At 64.7% G+C, this 18,308-nt stretch carries 14 protein-coding genes; 10 read left to right on the top strand and 4 right to left on the bottom strand.

What is annotated here, in order from left to right:
• Window positions 1-20: 20 nt before the first annotated feature.
• A complete protein-coding gene (gene murJ, locus C7C56_RS21855; RefSeq protein ID WP_106759460.1) occupies window positions 21-1,577 on the bottom strand; it encodes a murein biosynthesis integral membrane protein MurJ in 1,557 nt (518 codons plus the stop codon).
• Between the two features lie 241 nt (window positions 1,578-1,818).
• Between murJ and rpsT the strand changes: the two genes are divergently transcribed.
• Window positions 1,819-2,085: a 30S ribosomal protein S20 gene (gene rpsT / locus C7C56_RS21860; protein WP_106759461.1), complete on the top strand. Its 267-nt coding sequence runs from the start codon at window positions 1,819-1,821 to the stop codon at window positions 2,083-2,085.
• A 224-nt stretch (window positions 2,086-2,309) separates the two neighbouring features.
• Here rpsT and C7C56_RS21865 read toward each other — a convergent pair whose 3' ends face one another.
• Window positions 2,310-2,873, bottom strand: coding sequence for a pseudouridine synthase (locus C7C56_RS21865; RefSeq protein WP_106759479.1), 564 nt, complete (start codon window positions 2,871-2,873; stop codon window positions 2,310-2,312).
• A gap of 279 nt (window positions 2,874-3,152) precedes the next feature.
• Between C7C56_RS21865 and icd the strand changes: the two genes are divergently transcribed.
• A complete protein-coding gene (gene icd, locus C7C56_RS21870; RefSeq protein WP_106759462.1) occupies window positions 3,153-4,406 on the top strand; it encodes an NADP-dependent isocitrate dehydrogenase in 1,254 nt (417 codons plus the stop codon).
• Between the two features lie 154 nt (window positions 4,407-4,560).
• Here icd and cspE read toward each other — a convergent pair whose 3' ends face one another.
• Window positions 4,561-4,764, bottom strand: coding sequence for a transcription antiterminator/RNA stability regulator CspE (cspE, locus tag C7C56_RS21875; RefSeq protein ID WP_010395943.1), 204 nt, complete (start codon window positions 4,762-4,764; stop codon window positions 4,561-4,563).
• 322 nt (window positions 4,765-5,086) lie between these two features.
• On the opposite strand from cspE, the gene clpS reads away from it, so the two are divergent.
• Window positions 5,087-5,389 (top strand): ATP-dependent Clp protease adapter ClpS, encoded by a 303-nt coding sequence (gene clpS, locus C7C56_RS21880; RefSeq protein ID WP_106759463.1) that lies wholly within the window; start codon window positions 5,087-5,089, stop codon window positions 5,387-5,389.
• A complete protein-coding gene (clpA, locus tag C7C56_RS21885; protein WP_106759464.1) occupies window positions 5,386-7,686 on the top strand; it encodes an ATP-dependent Clp protease ATP-binding subunit ClpA in 2,301 nt (766 codons plus the stop codon). The genes clpS and clpA overlap by 4 nt, the downstream gene beginning before the upstream one ends.
• Window positions 7,687-8,010: 324 nt before the next feature.
• Here the strand turns inward: clpA and prpR are convergent, their stop codons facing one another.
• Window positions 8,011-9,636 (bottom strand): propionate catabolism operon regulatory protein PrpR, encoded by a 1,626-nt coding sequence (gene prpR / locus C7C56_RS21890; RefSeq protein ID WP_106759480.1) that lies wholly within the window; start codon window positions 9,634-9,636, stop codon window positions 8,011-8,013.
• Between the two features lie 167 nt (window positions 9,637-9,803).
• Here prpR and C7C56_RS21895 point away from each other — a divergent pair, with 167 nt between their 5' ends.
• The 6 genes from C7C56_RS21895 to prpF all read left to right on the top strand — a co-directional run bounded on the left by C7C56_RS21895 (window position 9,804) and on the right by prpF (window position 18,165).
• Window positions 9,804-10,112, top strand: coding sequence for a DUF485 domain-containing protein (locus C7C56_RS21895; protein WP_106759465.1), 309 nt, complete (start codon window positions 9,804-9,806; stop codon window positions 10,110-10,112).
• Window positions 10,109-11,782: a cation acetate symporter gene (locus C7C56_RS21900; RefSeq protein WP_106759466.1), complete on the top strand. Its 1,674-nt coding sequence runs from the start codon at window positions 10,109-10,111 to the stop codon at window positions 11,780-11,782. Before C7C56_RS21895 ends, C7C56_RS21900 begins: the two co-directional genes overlap by 4 nt.
• Window positions 11,783-12,069: 287 nt before the next feature.
• Window positions 12,070-12,957: a methylisocitrate lyase gene (gene prpB / locus C7C56_RS21905; RefSeq protein ID WP_106759467.1), complete on the top strand. Its 888-nt coding sequence runs from the start codon at window positions 12,070-12,072 to the stop codon at window positions 12,955-12,957.
• A 27-nt stretch (window positions 12,958-12,984) separates the two neighbouring features.
• Window positions 12,985-14,139 carry a bifunctional 2-methylcitrate synthase/citrate synthase gene (gene prpC, locus C7C56_RS21910; RefSeq protein WP_106759468.1) on the top strand — a complete coding sequence of 385 codons (1,155 nt, stop codon included), beginning with the start codon at window positions 12,985-12,987 and terminating at the stop codon, window positions 14,137-14,139.
• Window positions 14,140-14,148: 9 nt separating this feature from the next.
• Window positions 14,149-16,746 carry a Fe/S-dependent 2-methylisocitrate dehydratase AcnD gene (acnD, locus tag C7C56_RS21915; protein ID WP_106759469.1) on the top strand — a complete coding sequence of 866 codons (2,598 nt, stop codon included), beginning with the start codon at window positions 14,149-14,151 and terminating at the stop codon, window positions 16,744-16,746.
• Between the two features lie 228 nt (window positions 16,747-16,974).
• Window positions 16,975-18,165, top strand: a complete 1,191-nt coding sequence (gene prpF, locus C7C56_RS21920) for a 2-methylaconitate cis-trans isomerase PrpF (protein ID WP_106759470.1) — start codon at window positions 16,975-16,977, stop codon at window positions 18,163-18,165.
• Window positions 18,166-18,308: the final 143 nt, after the last annotated feature.

Genomic DNA, 18,308 nt, shown 5'->3' on the forward strand with positions numbered 1-18,308 from the left:
GGTTCAACTCCGACAGGCTGCTAGGCGCTGACCCGGCGGAAGTGGTGGAGCCGGAAACCGAGCGCGATCAGCACCGCGAAGTAGCTGGCCGCGCAGGCGGCGATGATTGCGAACATCGCCCCGGCGCGCAGCCACGGCGTCGCCTGCATCGCGATCCAGTCGAAGCGGCCCTCGGCGTAGACCCCGAGCGCGCCCATGGCCAGCAGGGCGAGGCAGACCTTCACGAAGAACATGCCCCAGCCCGGCTTGGGCGCGAAGATGGCGCGCCGGCGCAGGAAGAAGTACAGCACGGCCGCGTTGATGCAGGCGCCGACGCCGATCGACAGCGCCAGCCCGGCCACGCCCAAGCCCAGGCCCCACACGAACGCCACGTTCATGAGTTGGGTCGCGACCAGCACCCCGACGGCGATCCGCACCGGCGTGCTGACGTCCTGGCGCGCGTAAAACGCGGGAATGAGCGACTTGACCAGTATCAGCCCGATGAGGCCGACGCAATAGGCGATCAGCGGGCGCGCCGCCGCCCCTACGGCCTCGCCGCTGAAGGCGCCGTAGTGGAACACTACCGCGATGACCGGCGTGGCCATCGCGGCCATGCCGACCGCCGCCGGCAGCGCCAGAACGAAGGTCAGGCGCAGGCCCCAGTCGAGCAGGGCAGAGTATTCGGCGCTGTCGCCCTCGGTGCTCGCCTTCGACAGGCTCGGCAGCAAGATGGTGCCCAGCGCCACCCCCAGCATGGCGATCGGGAATTCCATAAGGCGGTCGGCGTAGGTCAGCGCCGAGACGCTGCCGGCGCCCAGCCGCGAGGCGATGCCGGTGTTGATGAGCAGGCTGATCTGGGCGGCCGAGACGGCGAACAGGGCCGGCGCCATCTTGCCCAGGATGCGGCGCACGCCCGGGTCGCGCAGCGGCTTGACGGGATTGAAGCCGATGCGCGGCAGCATGCCGATCTTCATCAGGGCCGGAATTTGTATGCCGACCTGCAACAGGCCGCCGATGACGACGGCGACCGCCATCGCGTAGATCGGCGTCTCGAAGTACTCGACCAGCACCAGCGCGGCGAAAATGAACGACAGGTTCAGCAGCACGGGCGAAAACGCGGGAATCTTGAACTGGCGCCAGGTGTTGAGGATGCCGCCGGCCAGCGCCACGAAGGACATGCAGACGATGTACGGGAACATCAAACGCGTCATCCAGATCGAGGCGTCGAGCGCGCCGGGGGTCTGGGCGATGTCGCCGGCCAGCAAATACATGAGCAGCGGGGTGGCGACGATGCCAACCACGCTGGTGAGCACGGTGGCCCAGATCAGCGCCGTGGCCACATGGTCGACCAGGGTTTTGACGCTGGCCTCGCCCTCCTTGGATTTGTATTCCGACAAGATTGGCACGAACGCCTGCGAGAACGCTCCCTCGGCGAACAGGCGGCGCAGCAGGTTGGGGATGCGGAAGGCGATGATGAACGCGTCCGTGAAGGCCGAGGCGCCGAAAGCGCGCGCGAACAGGCTTTCGCGCAGCAAACCGGTGAGGCGGGACAGCAGCGTCATGCTGGAAATGGAGGCGAGGGTCTTGAGCAAGTTCATGGGGCGGAATTATATCCCGCAGGCCCAGTTCCACTCGGCATTGCCAACAAATCTTGATTTTTGAATTGCCTCGATGCGAATAAATGGCTATAATCGAAGGCTGTACAGAATTCTGTTACGCAGACACTAATGTTTGGCAGGCAGTGGTTTGAACGACCAGGTTCGGCAGATGTACTGAACGCACCGGTTTGTCAGACACTAATGTTTGCAAACGCAACTTGACCCCGATCTAGGAAATTCCATGGCAAATACCGCACAAGCGCGCAAACGCGCTCGTCAAGCAGTTAAGCAAAACGCACACAATTCGTCGCAGCGTTCGACCCTGCGTACAGCGATCAAAGCTGTGCGTAAGGCAATCCAAGCTGGCGACAAAGCAGCTGCTACCACGATCTTCCAGGCATCCGTGTCGAAGATCGACAGCATCGCTGACAAAAAAATCATCCACAAGAACAAAGCAGCCCGTCATAAGAGCCGTCTGGCAGCTGCCTTGAAAGCACTGGCAGCCTAACAGTGGCCGGCGCGCGCGGCCCCCGCGGCCGCGTCATGTGCACGATTTAAAAAACCCGCCCGACCCTGGTCCGGCGGGTTTTTTCGCTTAGGCCGCGTTCGCTTGGGCGGTGCTCTTGTGTTGGCAAAGTCAGCGCATATTTGCCCGCCTGCCCGCCTGCCCGCCACGCCCTCCCGCGCATGGGGCAGCGCGGGGCGTCGGGCCGTCCGCGAGGACGATGGCGTTCAGATTTTCTTCATATCGCCCGCCGGCACCTCGATGTACTCCCCCGGCATCAACGGGTGGCTCGCCAGCGAGAACGGGCCGATGCTGCTGCGCACCAGGCGCAGCGTCGGCAGGCCGACCGCGGCCGTCATGCGCCGGACCTGGCGGTTCTTCCCCTCCTGCAAAGTGATCGCGATCCAGCTGGTCGGCTTGTCCTCGCGCACGCGGATCGGCGGCTCGCGCGGCCACAGCCAAGCGGGCGCGGCGATCGCGACCGCGCGGCACGGCTTGGTCACAAAATCGCCCAGGTCGAGCGGCGCCCGCAGCCTGGCCAGCGCGGCGCCGTCGGCAACCCCGTCGACCTGCACCAGATAGGTCTTGGCCTCCTTGTGGTCTGGGTGGGCGATGCTGTGCTGGAGGCGGCCGTCGTCGGTCAGCAGCATCAGCCCCTCGCTGTCGGCGTCGAGCCGGCCGGCCGGGTAGATGCCGGGCAGGGCGATGAAGTCGGCCAGACAGGCGCGCCCCTCCTGCGGGGAGAACTGGCACAGCACCTGGAACGGTTTGTTGAAAAGTATGAGTGGCATCGTTGCGTCGGCTGGCAGGGTGGTTGGCGGCGGGTGCCACAGTGTAAACGCCATTGGCCACGCGCGGCGTGGGCCAAGGCGTAAAATCGGATCGCGGCGCCCTAAAACCGTGGCGCCCAGTAAAATACTGGTGCATAATATGAAACCCGCTTGTCTTCTGTCTTATAGAAGACCAAGCGGATCATGGTTCTAAAAGCAAGAGTTTTCCAGCTCGCAGACCCTGTCTGACAGACGCAGCCCCGGTTGCCGCCTGCTTTAACGTCCACTTCGGAGATCACGATGTTTCAACATATCAAAGTACCTGCTGACGGCAAGAAAATCACCGTCAACACCGATTTTTCGCTGAACGTACCGGAGAATCCAGTCATTCCGTACATCGAAGGCGACGGCACCGGCGTTGACATCAGCCCGGTCATGATCAAGGTCGTCGACGCGGCCGTGGCCAAGGCTTACGGCGGCCAGCGCAAGATCAGCTGGATGGAGATCTACGCGGGCGAGAAAGCGACCACCGTGTACGGCCCCGACGTGTGGCTGCCCGAAGAAACGCTCGAAGTGCTCAAGGACTACGTGGTCTCGATCAAGGGCCCGCTGACGACCCCGGTCGGCGGCGGCATCCGTTCGCTCAACGTCGCCCTGCGCCAGCAGCTCGACCTGTACGTTTGCCTGCGCCCGGTGCGCTACTTCACCGGCGTGCCATCGCCCGTCAAAGAGCCCGAGAAGACCGACATGGTCATCTTCCGCGAGAACTCCGAAGACATCTACGCCGGCATCGAATACCAGCAGGGCTCCGAAGGCGCCAAGAAGCTCATGGATTTCCTGATCAAGGAAATGGGCGTGACCAAGATCCGCTTCCCGAACACCTCGGGCCTGGGCATCAAGCCGGTCTCGATCGAAGGCACCGAGCGCCTGGTGCGCAAGGCGCTGCAGTACGCGGTCGACAACGACAAGCCGTCCGTGACGATCGTCCACAAGGGCAACATCATGAAGTACACCGAAGGCGGCTTCCGCGATTGGGCGTACGCCCTGGCGCAGAAGGAGTTCGGCGCCGAGCTCATCGATGGCGGCCCATGGTGCAAATTCAAGAATCCGAAGACCGGCAGGGACATCATCGTCAAGGATTCGATCGCCGACGCGTTCCTGCAACAGATCCTGTTGCGCCCGGCCGAATACAGCGTCATCGCGACCCTTAACCTGAACGGCGACTACATCTCGGACGCGCTCGCGGCCCAGGTCGGCGGCATCGGGATCGCGCCCGGCGCCAACCTGTCGGACTCGGTGGCGATGTTCGAGGCGACCCACGGCACCGCGCCCAAGTACGCGGGCAAGGACTATGTGAACCCGGGGTCCCTGATCCTTTCGGCCGAAATGATGCTGCGCCACATGGGCTGGCTCGAGGCTGCCGACCTGATCATCTCGTCGATGCAGAACTCGATCGCCTCCAAGCGCGTCACATACGACTTCGCGCGCCTGATGGAGGACGCGACGCAGGTGTCGTGCTCGGGCTTCGGCGACGTCATGATCGAGCACATGTGACACCGCGGCACCGCGCGCGGCGCCCGCGGGTGCCGCTGCGCGATCAAAAAAAGGCCCCGCGGGGCCTTTTTTTGTGCGCGCCGCCGCCATCTCGTGGGTGCGGGACGTAAAAAAACCCCGCCACAAGGGCGGGGTTTTTCACATCGGGAGTTGCTTAAGCAGCCTGGATGTTGGAAGCTTGCTTGCCTTTAGGGCCTTGCGTGACTTCGAATTGAACTTTTTGACCTTCTTTGAGGGTCTTGAATCCGTTCATGTTGATTGCGGAGAAATGCGCGAACAAGTCCTCGCCGCCGTCATCTGGGGTGATGAAGCCAAAGCCTTTGGAATCATTGAACCACTTAACTGTACCTGTTGCCATAAAAGAACTTTCAAAATAAAAACGAAATCACACGAGCCTTAAAAGCAAGAAGCTTCTTGCCCCCTCCTCAGTTTGCTCACATCTTACCAACAAGTACAAAGTACAAGCCGATGAGGCATTGTTGGCGTAATAATTATTGAAGTCAAGCGGTTTTCAAGCGTCATTGTCAAATTAAACACACTCTGCCAAAAAGCAACTCTTGAATTCTTCAATCGGGTCGCCATCTGCGCATCAGGAAGAAAACGCGTAAGATGGACCACAAATGCACATGCTCTGATCTTTACGCATTGCATCAACGTCGAAAGCATTAGAATATAACTGTATGGCAACCAAGCAAGATACCGAAACCACGCTGGAGCGGCAGGTCGTCAAGCCGCCGCCGCTATACCAGGTAGCACTGCTCAATGACGACTATACCCCGATGGAATTCGTGGTCGCCGTCATCGTGGAGTATTTCAACAAGGACCACGAGACGGCGACGCAGATCATGCTTTCCGTTCACCGCCACGGCAAGGGAGTATGCGGTGTGTTTTCAAAAGACATCGCCTGTACCAAAGTGGAGTTTGTTTTAACGCATGCGCGCAAGGCGGGGCACCCCCTGCAGTGCGTGATGGAGGAAGTATGATCGCGCAGGAACTTGAAGTATCCCTACACATGGCCTTTGTCGAAGCCCGGCAGGCACGGCATGAATTCATCACCGTCGAGCATTTGCTGCTGGCGCTTCTTGACAACCCGTCGGCCGCCGAAGTGTTGCGCGCCTGCGCCGTCAACATCGAAGACCTGCGCAAAACCCTGACCAACTTCATCGGCGACAACACCCCGACCGTGCCCGGCACGGGCGAGGTCGACACCCAGCCGACGCTCGGTTTCCAGCGCGTGATCCAGCGTGCGATCATGCACGTGCAATCGGCCTCGAACGGCAAGAAGGAGGTCACCGGCGCCAACGTGCTCGTGGCCATCTTCGGCGAGAAGGACTCGCACGCGGTGTACTACCTGCACCAGCAGGGCGTGACCCGCCTCGACGTCGTCAACTTCATCTCGCACGGCGTGCGCAAGGACCAGTCGATGGACGGCCAAAAGGCGTCCGAGGGCGTCGAGGAGGCGCAGGTCGAGGGCCAGACCAAGGAGTCGCCGCTCGACCAATTCACGCAAAACCTCAACAAGGCCGCCAGCGAAGGCAAGATCGATCCGCTGATCGGGCGCGAGGACGAGGTCGACCGCGTCATCCAGATCCTGTGCCGCCGCCGCAAAAACAATCCGCTGCTCGTCGGCGAGGCCGGCGTGGGCAAGACCGCGATCGCCGAGGGCCTCGCGTGGCGGATCACGCAGGAGGACGTCCCCGAGATCCTCCAAAACGCGATCGTCTATTCGCTCGACATGGGCGCGCTGCTGGCCGGCACCAAATACCGCGGCGACTTCGAACAGCGCTTAAAAGCGGTGCTCAAGCAGCTCAAAGAGACCCCGCACGGCATCTTGTTCATCGACGAGATCCACACGATCATCGGCGCCGGTTCGGCCTCGGGCGGCACGCTCGACGCGTCCAACCTGCTCAAGCCGGCGCTCGCGAACGGCCAGCTCAAGTGCATCGGCGCGACCACCTACACCGAGTACCGCGGCGTGTTCGAAAAAGACCACGCGCTGTCGCGCCGCTTCCAAAAGGTCGACGTCAACGAGCCGACCGTCGAGCAGACCATCCAGATCCTGCGCGGCCTCAAGTCGCGCTTCGAGGAGCACCACGGCGTCAAGTATTCGGCATCGGCCCTGTCGACCGCCGCCGAGCTCGCCGCGCGCTTCATCAACGACCGCCATCTGCCCGACAAGGCGATCGACGTCATCGACGAGGCCGGCGCGGCGCAGCGCATCCTGCCCAAGTCGAAGCAAAAGAAGACCATCGGCAAGGCCGAGATCGAGGACATCATCGCCAAGATCGCGCGCATCCCGCCGCAAACGGTCAACCAGGACGACCGCAGCAAGCTGCAGACGATCGACCGCGACCTGCGCAACGTCGTGTTCGGGCAGGAGCCCGCGATCGACGCGCTGTCTTCGGCCATCAAGATGGCGCGCGCGGGTCTCGGCAAGACCGACAAGCCGATCGGCTCCTTCCTGTTCTCCGGCCCGACCGGAGTCGGCAAGACCGAGGTGGCCAAGCAGCTCGCCTTCATCCTCGGCATCGAGCTGATCCGCTTCGACATGTCCGAGTACATGGAGCGCCACGCCGTGAGCCGCCTGATCGGCGCGCCGCCGGGCTACGTCGGCTTCGACCAGGGCGGTTTGCTGACCGAGGCGATCACCAAAAAGCCGCACGCGGTGCTGCTGCTCGACGAGATCGAAAAAGCCCATCCGGACATTTTCAACATCCTGCTGCAGGTGATGGACCACGGCACGCTGACCGACAACAACGGACGCAAGGCCGACTTCCGCAACGTGATCATCATCATGACCACCAACGCGGGCGCCGAAAGCCTGACCAAGCGTTCGATGGGCTTCACCGAGTCCAAGGCCGCCGGCGACGAGATGGCCGACATCAAGCGCATGTTCACGCCGGAGTTCCGCAACCGGATCGACGCGACCATCAGTTTCCGCGCGCTTGACGAAGAAATCATCCTGCGCGTGGTCGACAAATTCCTCATGCAGCTCGAAGAGCAGTTGCACGAGAAAAAAGTCGAGTCGATCTTCACCGAGAAGCTGCGCAAGTTCCTGTCCAAAAAAGGCTTCGATCCGCTCATGGGAGCGCGCCCGATGGCGCGCCTGATCCAGGACATGATCCGCAAGGCGCTGGCCGACGAACTGTTGTTCGGACGCCTCGTCAGCGGCGGCCGCGTGACGGTCGACCTCGACGACAAGGACCAGGTCGTGCTCGAGTTTCCCGAGTCCGACGCGACGCCGCCGACGAGCCCGCCAGAAACCGTTGAAATCGAGTAATCGGTTCGGACACACAAAAAAACCCGCAGCTTGCGGGTTTTTTTTCGTGCTGGCGACGCGCAATCGCCAATGTCTCCCATGGGGCCTGGGCCTGAAAATTCATATCGCGCGCAGTTGCAAGATCAGCATGGGTTCCCGCCTTCGCGGGGATGACGTTGATATTAATATGCAAACTGCCTGCGACACGACTTCTGGCGCGACGACGGTTGATGTCGTCGGTGGTTTTCGATCGCCCCTTTCGCGACAGCCCCTATCGCGGGGACGTTGGTCCCGTGCCTCGGCTCGGCGCGTGCCGATCTTGCTTAACGCCGACGGCTCCATTGGCTAGGACTTTTGCCGCAGCTTGCGCCACAGCGTCGTGCGGCTGATGCCCAGATACCTGGCCGCCTCGTCGCGCTTGCCGCCGAAGCGGGCCAGCACCTCCTCGGCCGACTCAGGCGAGCGCGCATGCGGAGGCGGCGCCGCCGGCACCGCGGAGGTGATCGCCGGCGCGCCCCTGCCGAACTCCGGCGCGACCGACAGCACGAACGCCGGCGTCAGCGCCTGCAGCGGCTCGGCCGCCAGGAACAGCGCGAGCCGCTCCATCACATTGCGCAGCTCGCGCACATTGCCTGGCCAGTCGTAGCGCTCGAGCAGCGGCGCGCAGGCGAGCATCTCGGCGTGCAGGTTCGGATGCGGCCGCGCGCCCAGCGCCGCCAACGCGTTCTTGAGCGACCATTCGGCCAGCGGCAGCACGTCGCCCGCGCGCTCGCGCAGGGTCGGCAGCACCAGCCGCAACACGGCCAACCGGTAATACAGGTCGGCCCGGAAACGGCCCTCGCGCACGCGCGCCTCGAGGTCGCAATGGGTCGCGCTGATCACGCGCACACTGACCGCCACAGGACGCGTTCCGCCCACGCGCACCACCTCGCGCTCCTCGAGCACGCGCAGCAAGCGCGTCTGCAAAGCGAGCGGCATCTCGCCGATCTCGTCGAGGAACAGGGTGCCGCGGTTGGCCGCCTCGAACAGGCCCGCGTGGCCGCCCCGGCGCGCCCCCGTGAACGCGCCTTCCTCGTGGCCGAACAGCTCCGACTCGAGCAGCGACTCGGCGATCGCGCCGCAGTTGACGGCCACGAACGGGCGGTTGGCGCCCAGGCCGCGCGGACTCTCGCGGTGGATCGCCTGCGCCACCAGCTCCTTGCCGCTGCCGGTCTCGCCCTCGATGAGCACCGTGGCGGGCGACCTCGCGTACATCACCACCGCCTGGCGCAGCGTCTCCATGGCCGCGGACTGGCCGCGCAGGTCGTTGAGGCCGTGGCGCGCGCGCAGGGTGTCGGCGAGCGCCGGGCGCGGGCGCCGGTTCGATTCGAGCTGGGTCAGGCGCGCCATCTCGAGCGCGTCGTTGAAGGCCTGGCGGATTGACGCCGCCGAATACACGAACACCCCGGTCAACCCGGCCTCCTCGGCCAGGTCGGTGATCAACCCTGCGCCGACGATCGCCTCGATGCCTTCGGCCTTGAGCTCGTTGACCTGGGCGCGCGCGTCCTCCTCGGTCGCATAGGTGCGCTGCGCGATCGCGAAGCCGAAGGTGGCGCAAAACTCGGCCAGCTCGGGCAGCCGCTCCTGGTAGGTGACCACGCCGATCTTTTGCGACAAGCGGCGCGCCCGCGCCAGCGCCTGCATCACGTCGAAGCCGCTGGCCCTGGCGATCACCACCGGCACCGAGACCCGGCCCTTCAGGTAGGCCGCGTTCGATCCGGCCGCGATGACCACGTCGCAGCGCTCGGCCGCCATGCGCTCGCGGATGTGGCGCGCCGCCTCGTCGAAGCCGAGGTTGATCGGCTCGATCGCGGCCACATGGTCGTACTCGAGCGTGATGTCGCGGAACAGGTCGGACAGGCGCGAGACCGACACGGTCCAGATGACCGGTTTGTCGGGCGTATCAAGTGGCGTATCGGGGGCGGCGGACATGCTGCGATTGTAGTGCAATTGGATTGTAGTGCAACTGGGTTTCAGTGTTTCAAAATGAAACACGAAATGAATCGGGCGGCCGCGATCCTTGTAAGCGTCGGGTAAGAACCGTGCGTTACGATTGCGTCAGCCTCGATAGAGCTGGTGTCACAATAAAGGAGATATAAATGCATGACGACATGGTTCAAAAAATTAAATCCGACCCGAACTACCGCAAACTGGTCAACGCGCGCTCTGGCTTCGGCTGGATCCTCACCTGGTGCATGATGGCCGTGTACTACGGCTTCATTTTGCTGATCGCCTTCAACAAGGAGTTGCTGGCGACCAAAACCGGGGTCGGCGTGACGACCTGGGGCATCCCGATCGGGCTGTTCGTGATCGTCTTCACGGTCATTGTCACGGGCGTCTACGTGCGCCGCGCCAACGGCCAATTTGACGAGCTGACCGCCGCCATCGTGCTCAAGGCCAAATCATGAGCGGCCACGCGCGCACGCGCCAGGCCGTCCTCGGCCTCACCCTGTTGGCAGCCGCCGGCGCCGCGCTCGCCGCCGGCGCCGACCTCGGCCAGGCCACCAAGCAGCCGACCAACTGGACCGCCATCTCGATGTTCGGCGCCTTCGTCCTGTTCACGCTGTGGGTGACCAAATGGGCGGCCGGCAAAACCAAGTCGGCCTCGGACTTCTACACGGCCGGCGGCGGCATCACCGGCTTCCAGAACGGCCTGGCGATCGCGGGCGACTATATGTCGGCCGCCTCCTTCCTCGGCATCTCGGCGGCGGTGTTCCTGAACGGCTACGACGGCCTGATCTACGCGATCGGCTTTCTGGTCGGCTGGCCCGTGATCACCTTCCTCATGGCCGAGCGCCTGCGCAACCTGGGCCGCTACACCTTCGCCGACGTCGCCGCCTACCGCTTCAAGCAGGCGCCGATCCGGATTTTCTCGGCCTCGGGCACGCTCGTCGTGGTCGCGTTCTACCTGATCGCGCAGATGGTCGGCGCCGGCCAGTTGATCAAACTGCTGTTCGGCCTCGAATACTGGATCGCGGTGCTGCTGGTCGGCTCGCTGATGATGATCTACGTGCTCTTCGGCGGCATGACCGCCACCACCTGGGTGCAGATCATCAAGGCCGTCATGCTGCTCTCGGGCGCGACCTTCATGTCCTTCGTCGTCATGTCGCAGTTCAACTTCAGCCCCGAGGCGCTGTTCGCCAAGTCGGTCGAAATCCACGAGAAGGGCGAGTCCATCATGGGCCCGGGAACCTTCATCAAGGATCCGATCTCGGCAATCTCGTTCGGCATGGCGCTCATGTTCGGCACCGCCGGCCTGCCGCACATCCTGATGCGCTTCTTCACGGTGCCGAGCGCGAAAGAGGCGCGCAAGTCGGTGTTCTGGGCCACCACCTGGATCGCCTATTTTTACGTGCTCACCTTCATCATCGGCTTCGGCGCGATCGTCCTGGTCAGCACCAACCCCGAGTTCAAGGACGCAGCCGGCAAACTGCTCGGCGGCAACAACATGGCGGCGATCCACCTGGCCAAGGCCGTCGGCGGCAACGTCTTCCTCGGCTTCATCTCGGCGGTGGCGTTCGCGACCATCCTGGCGGTGGTGGCGGGCCTGACCCTGTCGGGGGCCTCGGCCGTGTCGCACGATCTGTACGCGACCGTGTTCAAGAAGGGCAAGGCCACCAGCGCCAATGAGCTCAAAGTGTCGCGCCTGACCACGATCGCGCTCGGCGTCATCGCGGTCTTGCTCGGCATCGTGTTCGAGAAGCAGAACATCGCCTTCATGGTCTCGCTCGCCTTCGCCATCGCCGCCTCGGCCAACTTCCCGGTCCTGTTCATGTCGGTGCTGTGGAAAGACTGCACCACGCGCGGCGCGACCATCGGCGGCTTCATCGGCCTGTTCACGGCGGTCGGCTTGACGGTGATCTCGAAATCGGTCTGGGTCGACGTGTTCGGCAACGCCGAAGCGCTGTTCCCGTACCAGTCACCGGCGCTGTTCTCGGTGACCGCGGGCTTCCTGGGTATCTGGCTGTTTTCGATCTTCGACAAGAGCGACCGCGCCCGCATCGACCGGGCCGGCTACGAGGCCCAGGAAATGCGTTCCGAAACCGGCATCGGGGCGGAGACGGCCGCCGCGCATTAAGGTTTGACGCTTGCTAAAAAAGCCCCGGGCAACTCCCCGGGGCTTTTTTTATGTTCATCCGCGTGTTTCGCGGATGTTTCATGTTTCATTCCAATGTTTCACTCTGCGACAACCGCGTTGCTTGAAAAATCGCTCCACAAGCGCCATGTCCCCTGGTCCGACCTCCCAAGTGCTTGAATACTAAAGACATTGCCCGCGCCGCGGATCGTTTCACGGCTTGCGGCTGGGTTGGCACGCCGCTTGCATTAACACGGATACACACCGTCGCAATTGAAAAGGATCAACACATGAGTCATTACTCCGCAGGCGTCGCCTTCCGCAAGGCAGTCCAAGAAGAATCCCCGCTGCAAGTGGTCGGCGCCATCAACGCCAACCACGCGCTGCTGGCCAAGCGCGCCGGCTACCGGGCGATCTACCTGTCGGGCGGGGGCGTGGCCGCCGGTTCGCTCGGCCTGCCGGACCTCGGCATCTCGGGCCTCGACGACGTGCTCACCGACATCCGCCGCATCACCGACGTGTGCGACGTGCCATTGCTGGTCGACGCCGACACCGGCTTCGGCTCGTCGGCCTTCAACGTGGCGCGCACCGTCAAGTCGATGATCAAGGCCGGCGCCGCCGCCTGCCACATCGAAGACCAGGTCGGCGCCAAGCGCTGCGGCCACCGCCCGGGCAAGGAGATCGTCAGCCTGCAGGAGATGGTCGACCGCATCAAGGCCGCCGTCGACGCCCGCACCGACCCTGATTTCGTGATCATGGCGCGCACCGACGCGCTCGCCGTCGAGGGCCTCGAGTCGGCCCTCGAGCGCGCCCTGGCCTGCGTCGAGGCCGGCGCCGACATGGTCTTCCCCGAGGCAATCACCGACCTGGCCATGTATGCGCAATTCGCCAAGGCGGTGCGGGTGCCGGTGCTTGCCAACATCACCGAATTCGGCGCCACGCCGCTGTTCACGGTCGACCAACTCAAGGGCGCCGACGTCGGCCTCGTGCTCTATCCGCTGTCGGCCTTCCGCGCCATGAACAAGGCCGCCGAGAACGTCTACACCGCGATCCGCCGCGACGGCACCCAGCAAAACGTGGTCGCCTCGATGCAGACCCGCATGGAGCTTTACGAGGCGATCAACTACCACGATTTCGAGCAAAAGCTCGACGCGCTGTTCGCCGCGCAAAAGAAATAATCCAACCCAGATTCCAGGAGAAAAAACATGAGTGACCAAGCAGCCACCACCTTCAAGCCGAAAAAATCGGTCGCCCTGTCAGGCGTCACCGCAGGCAACACCGCCCTGTGCTCGGTCGGCAAGACCGGCAACGACCTGCACTACCGCGGCTACGACATCCTCGACGTCGCCCAGACCTGCGAATTCGAAGAAATCGCCTACCTGCTGGTGCACGGCAAGCTGCCGAGCGCGGCCGAACTGAAGTCCTACAAGACGCGCCTGATGGCGCTGCGCGGCCTGCCGCAGGCGGTCAAGGCCGCGCTCGAGGCGCTGCCGGCGTCGAGCCACCCGATGGACGTGATGCGCACCGGCGTCTCCACGCTCGGCTGCGTGCTGCCCGAAAAGGACGACCACAACGCGCCCGGCGCGCGCGACATCGCCGACCGCCTGATGGCCTCGTTCGGCTCGATGCTGCTGTACTGGTACCACTTCAGCCACAACGGCAAACGCATCGACGTCGAAACCGACGACGAGTCGATCGGCGGCCACTTTTTGCACCTGCTGCACGGCGCCAAGCCGTCAAAGCAGTGGGAGCGCGCGATGCACACCTCGCTCATCTTGTACGCCGAACACGAGTTCAACGCCTCGACCTTCACCGCGCGCGTCATCGGCGGCACCGGTTCCGACATCCACTCGGCGATCACCGGCGCGATCGGCGCGCTGCGCGGGCCCAAGCACGGCGGCGCCAACGAGGTCGCGCTCGAGATCCAGAAACGCTACGAGAACCCCGACGAGGCCGAGGCCGACATCCGCAACCGGGTCGCCAACAAGGAGGTCGTGATCGGCTTCGGCCATCCGGTCTACACCGTGTCGGACCCGCGCAACGTGGTCATCAAGGAGGTGGCGCGCACGCTCTCGCAGGAGGCCGGTTCGACCAAGATGTTCGACATCGCCGAGCGGCTCGAGACCGTCATGTGGGACATCAAGAAGATGTTCCCGAACCTCGACTGGTTCTCGGCCGTGTCGTACCACATGATGGGCGTGCCGACCGCGATGTTCACGCCGCTGTTCGTGATCTCGCGCACCTCCGGCTGGGCCGCGCACGTCATCGAGCAGCGCATCGACAATAAGATCATCCGCCCGAGCGCGAACTACGTCGGCCCCGAAGACCTGGCCTTCGTGCCGATCGCCGAACGCAAGTAAGGGAAACTTATGAACATCCTCAACCGCAAAGCGCTGCCCGGCACCAGGCTCGATTACTTCGACGCGCGCGCCGCCGTCGACGCCATCTCGCCGGGCGCCTACGACAAGCTGCCCTACACCTCGCGCGTGCTGGCCGAAAACCTGGTGCGCCGCTGCGACCCGGCCACGCTCGACGCCTCGCTCTCGCAGCTCATCGAACGCAAGCGCGACCTCGACTTCCCGTGGTTCCCGGCGCGCGTGGTGTGCCACGACATTCTGGGCCAGACCGCGCTGGTCGACCTGGCCGGCCTGCGCGACGCCATCGCCCTGCAGGGCGGCGACCCGGCGCTGGTCAACCCGGTGGTGCCGACCCAGCTCGTGGTCGACCATTCGCTGGCGGTCGAATGCGGCGGCTTCGACCCCGACGCCTTCGACAAGAACCGCTTGATCGAGGACCGCCGCAACGAGGACCGCTTCGACTTCATCAACTGGACCAAGAAGGCGTTCAAGAACGTCGACGTGATCCCGCCCGGCAACGGCATCCTGCACCAGATCAACCTCGAGCGCATGTCGCCGGTGGTGCAGGTGCAGGACGGCGTGGCCTATCCCGACACCCTGGTCGGCACCGACTCGCACACCCCGATGGTCGACGCGCTCGGCGTGATCGCCATCGGCGTGGGCGGCCTCGAGGCCGAAAGCGTGATGCTGGGCCGCGCCTCGTGGATGCGCCTGCCCGACATCATCGGCGTCGAGCTCACCGGCAAACCGCAGCCGGGCATCACCGCCACCGACACCGTGCTGGCGCTGACCGAGTTTTTGCGCAAGCAGAAGGTGGTCTCGTCCTACCTCGAGTTCTACGGCGAGGGCGCCTCGCACCTGACGCTGGGCGACCGCGCGACCATCTCGAACATGGCGCCGGAGTTCGGCTCGACCGCGGCCATGTTCTACATCGACGAGCAGACCATCAAGTACCTCAGGCTGACCGGCCGCGACGACGAACTGGTCAAGCTGGTCGAGCTGTATGCGCGCCACACCGGCCTGTGGGCCGAGAGCCTCAAGCACGCCGAGTACGAGCGCGTGATCAGCTTCGATCTGTCGTCGGTGGTGCGCAACATCGCCGGCCCGTCGAATCCGCACAGCCGGGTGCCGACTTCGGAGCTGGCCGCGCGCGGCATCAGCGGCGTGGTCGAGAACGAGCCGGGCAAGATGCCCGACGGCGCCGTCATCATCGCCGCCATCACGAGCTGCACCAACACCAACAACCCGCGCAACATGATCGCCGCCGGCCTGATCGCGCGCAACGCCAACCGCCGCGGCCTGCTGCGCAAGCCGTGGGTCAAGAGCTCGCTGGCGCCGGGCTCCAAGACGGTCGAGCTGTACCTGCGGGAGGCCAATCTCATGGGCGAACTCGAGCAGCTCGGTTTCGGCGTGGTCGGCTTCGCCTGCACCTCGTGCAACGGCATGTCGGGCGCGCTCGACCCGGTGATCCAGCAAGAGGTCGTCGAGCGCGACCTGTACGCGACCGCCGTCCTGTCGGGCAACCGCAACTTCGACGGCCGCATCCACCCGTACGCCAAGCAGGCCTTCCTGGCCTCGCCGCCGCTGGTGGTGGCCTACGCGATAGCCGGCACGATCCGCTTCGACATCGAAAAGGACGTGCTCGGCATCGATCTAGAGGGCCATCCCGTCAAGCTCGCCGACATCTGGCCGGGCGACGAGGAGATCGACGCCATCGTCGCCTCGAGCGTCAAGCCCGAGCAGTTCCGCAAGGTCTACATTCCGATGTTCGCCGCCCAGGTCGACGACGGCGAGAAGGTCAGCCCCTTGTACGACTGGCGTCCGCAAACGACATACATCCGCCGTCCGCCGTATTGGGAGGGCGCGCTCGCGGGCGCGCGGCCGCTCAAGGGCATGCGGCCGTTGGCGGTGTTGGGCGACAACATCACGACCGACCATCTGTCGCCGTCGAACGCGATCATGCTCGACAGCGCGGCCGGCGAATACCTCGCCAAAATGGGCCTGCCGGAGGTTGACTTCAACTCCTACGCCACGCACCGGGGCGACCACCTGACGGCGCAGCGCGCCACCTTCGCCAACCCGACGCTCAAGAACGAGATGGTCGTGGTCGACGGCAAAGTGAAGGCCGGCTCGCTGACCCGGATCGAGCCCGAGGGGCAAATCAGCCGCATGTGGGAGGCCATCGAGACCTACATGGAGCGCAAGCAGCCGCTGATCGTGATCGCCGGCGCCGACTACGGCCAGGGCTCGTCGCGCGACTGGGCGGCCAAGGGCGTGCGGTTGGCGGGCGTCGAGGCGATCGTGGCCGAGGGCTTCGAGCGCATCCACCGCACCAACCTGGTCGGCATGGGCGTGCTGCCGCTCGAGTTCAAGCCGGGCGTGAACCGCCTGACGCTGGGCATCGACGGCAGCGAGTTGTTCGACGTGGTCGGCGAACGCACGCCGCGTTCGACGCTCACGCTGGTCGTCACGCGCAAGGACGGCGAGCGGCTCGAGGTGCCGGTGACGTGCCGCCTCGACACCGCCGAGGAGGTGTCGATCTACGAGGCCGGCGGCGTGCTGCAGCGCTTCGCGCAGGACTTCCTGGAATCGACCGTGAAAGCGGCGTAAGCCGGCATCACAACAGCCACCACCACCACCACCACCACCACAACCACAACAGCCACCACCACCACCACGTCATCCCCGCCCCCCCCGTCATCCCCGCGAAAGCGGGGACCCATGCTGAGCAAACTGACACGCGCCGCGTAACACGACGCTCAGTATGGATCCCCGCCTCCGCGGGGACGACGGCCATTATTTTCCGCGGGTAAGACGGGTCTATTCGGGATACGCCACATGACCCACGCACCACAAATCAAAATCCCCGCCACCTATATGCGCGGCGGCACCAGCAAGGGCGTGTTCTTCCGCCTGCAAGACCTGCCGGCGAGCGCGCAGCTGCCCGGCCCGGCGCGCGACGCGCTGCTGCTGCGCGTGATCGGCAGCCCCGACCCCTACGGCAAGCAGATCGACGGCATGGGCGGCGCCACCTCGAGCACCAGCAAGACCGTGATCGTCTCGCCCAGCAGCAAGCCCGACCACGACGTCGACTACCTGTTCGGCCAGGTCGCGATCGACAAGGCCTTCGTCGACTGGAGCGGCAACTGCGGCAACCTGTCGGCGGCGGTCGGCTCGTTCGCGATCGGCGCCGGCCTGGTCGACCCCGCGCGCGTGCCGGCCGACGGCGTGTGCACCGTGCGCATCTGGCAGTCGAACATCGGCAAGACCATCATCGCCCACGTCCCCGTCACACGCGGCCAGGTGCAGGAGACCGGCGCCTTCGAACTCGACGGCGTCACCTTCGCCGCCGCCGAGGTGCGGCTCGAATTCATGGACCCGGCGGCCGAGGAGGAGGGCGCCGGCGGCGCCATGTTCCCGACCGGGAACCTGGTCGACGAGCTCGAGGTGCCCGGCATCGGCATCCTCAAGGCCACCATGATCAACGCCGGCATCCCTACCATCTTCATCAACGCCGACGCCGTCGGCTACACCGGCACCGAGCTGCAGGACGCGATCAACGGCGACGCCGGCGCGCTGGCCATGTTCGAGACCATCCGCGCCCACGGCGCCGTGCGCATGGGCCTGATCGCGCACATCGGCGAGGCGGCCAAACGCCAGCACACGCCGAAGGTCGCCTTCGTCGCGCCGCCGGCCGGCTACACCTCCTCGAGCGGCAAGCGGATCGAGGCGGCCGACATCGACCTGCTGGTGCGCGCCCTGTCGATGGGCAAGCTGCACCACGCGATGATGGGCACGGCGGCCGTCGCGATCGGCACCGCCGCGGCGATACCGGGCACGCTGGTCAACCTCGCCGGCGGCGGCGGCGGGCGCGACGCGGTGCGCTTCGGCCACCCGTCGGGCACGCTGCGGGTCGGCGCCGAGGCGTGCGAGGTCGACGGCCAGTGGCGCGTGGCCAAGGCCATCATGAGCCGCAGCGCGCGCGTGCTGATGGAGGGTTGGGTGCGCGTGCCCGGCGACGCGTTCTGACAACAAAAACAGCTTGAGCCGGCGCGCCGCAACGGCATGCCGGGCGGCCCGGCCCCGCACGCCAGCTTGCGCCAGCCGGGCTTTTTCACGGCCGTTTTTTTGATTTGTCGTTACCGATAGTGCCGATCCGGCTTCATTTGTGG

It is taken from the genome of Massilia glaciei (assembly GCF_003011895.2).
Classification (GTDB): Bacteria; Pseudomonadota; Gammaproteobacteria; order Burkholderiales; family Burkholderiaceae_D; genus Telluria_A; species Telluria_A glaciei.

Excerpts from the sequence above, each read along its gene's own strand:
- murJ (WP_106759460.1), bottom strand. The coding sequence starts at position 1,577 with ATGAACTTGCTCAAGACCCTCGCCTCCATTTCCAGCATGACGCTGCTG.
- rpsT (WP_106759461.1), top strand. The coding sequence starts at position 1,819 with ATGGCAAATACCGCACAAGCGCGCAAACGCGCTCGTCAAGCAGTTAAG.
- C7C56_RS21865 (WP_106759479.1), bottom strand. The coding sequence starts at position 2,873 with ATGCCACTCATACTTTTCAACAAACCGTTCCAGGTGCTGTGCCAGTTC.
- icd (WP_106759462.1), top strand. The coding sequence starts at position 3,153 with ATGTTTCAACATATCAAAGTACCTGCTGACGGCAAGAAAATCACCGTC.
- cspE (WP_010395943.1), bottom strand. The coding sequence starts at position 4,764 with ATGGCAACAGGTACAGTTAAGTGGTTCAATGATTCCAAAGGCTTTGGC.
- clpS (WP_106759463.1), top strand. The coding sequence starts at position 5,087 with ATGGCAACCAAGCAAGATACCGAAACCACGCTGGAGCGGCAGGTCGTC.
- clpA (WP_106759464.1), top strand. The coding sequence starts at position 5,386 with ATGATCGCGCAGGAACTTGAAGTATCCCTACACATGGCCTTTGTCGAA.
- prpR (WP_106759480.1), bottom strand. The coding sequence starts at position 9,636 with ATGTCCGCCGCCCCCGATACGCCACTTGATACGCCCGACAAACCGGTC.
- C7C56_RS21895 (WP_106759465.1), top strand. The coding sequence starts at position 9,804 with ATGCATGACGACATGGTTCAAAAAATTAAATCCGACCCGAACTACCGC.
- C7C56_RS21900 (WP_106759466.1), top strand. The coding sequence starts at position 10,109 with ATGAGCGGCCACGCGCGCACGCGCCAGGCCGTCCTCGGCCTCACCCTG.
- prpB (WP_106759467.1), top strand. The coding sequence starts at position 12,070 with ATGAGTCATTACTCCGCAGGCGTCGCCTTCCGCAAGGCAGTCCAAGAA.
- prpC (WP_106759468.1), top strand. The coding sequence starts at position 12,985 with ATGAGTGACCAAGCAGCCACCACCTTCAAGCCGAAAAAATCGGTCGCC.
- acnD (WP_106759469.1), top strand. The coding sequence starts at position 14,149 with ATGAACATCCTCAACCGCAAAGCGCTGCCCGGCACCAGGCTCGATTAC.
- prpF (WP_106759470.1), top strand. The coding sequence starts at position 16,975 with ATGACCCACGCACCACAAATCAAAATCCCCGCCACCTATATGCGCGGC.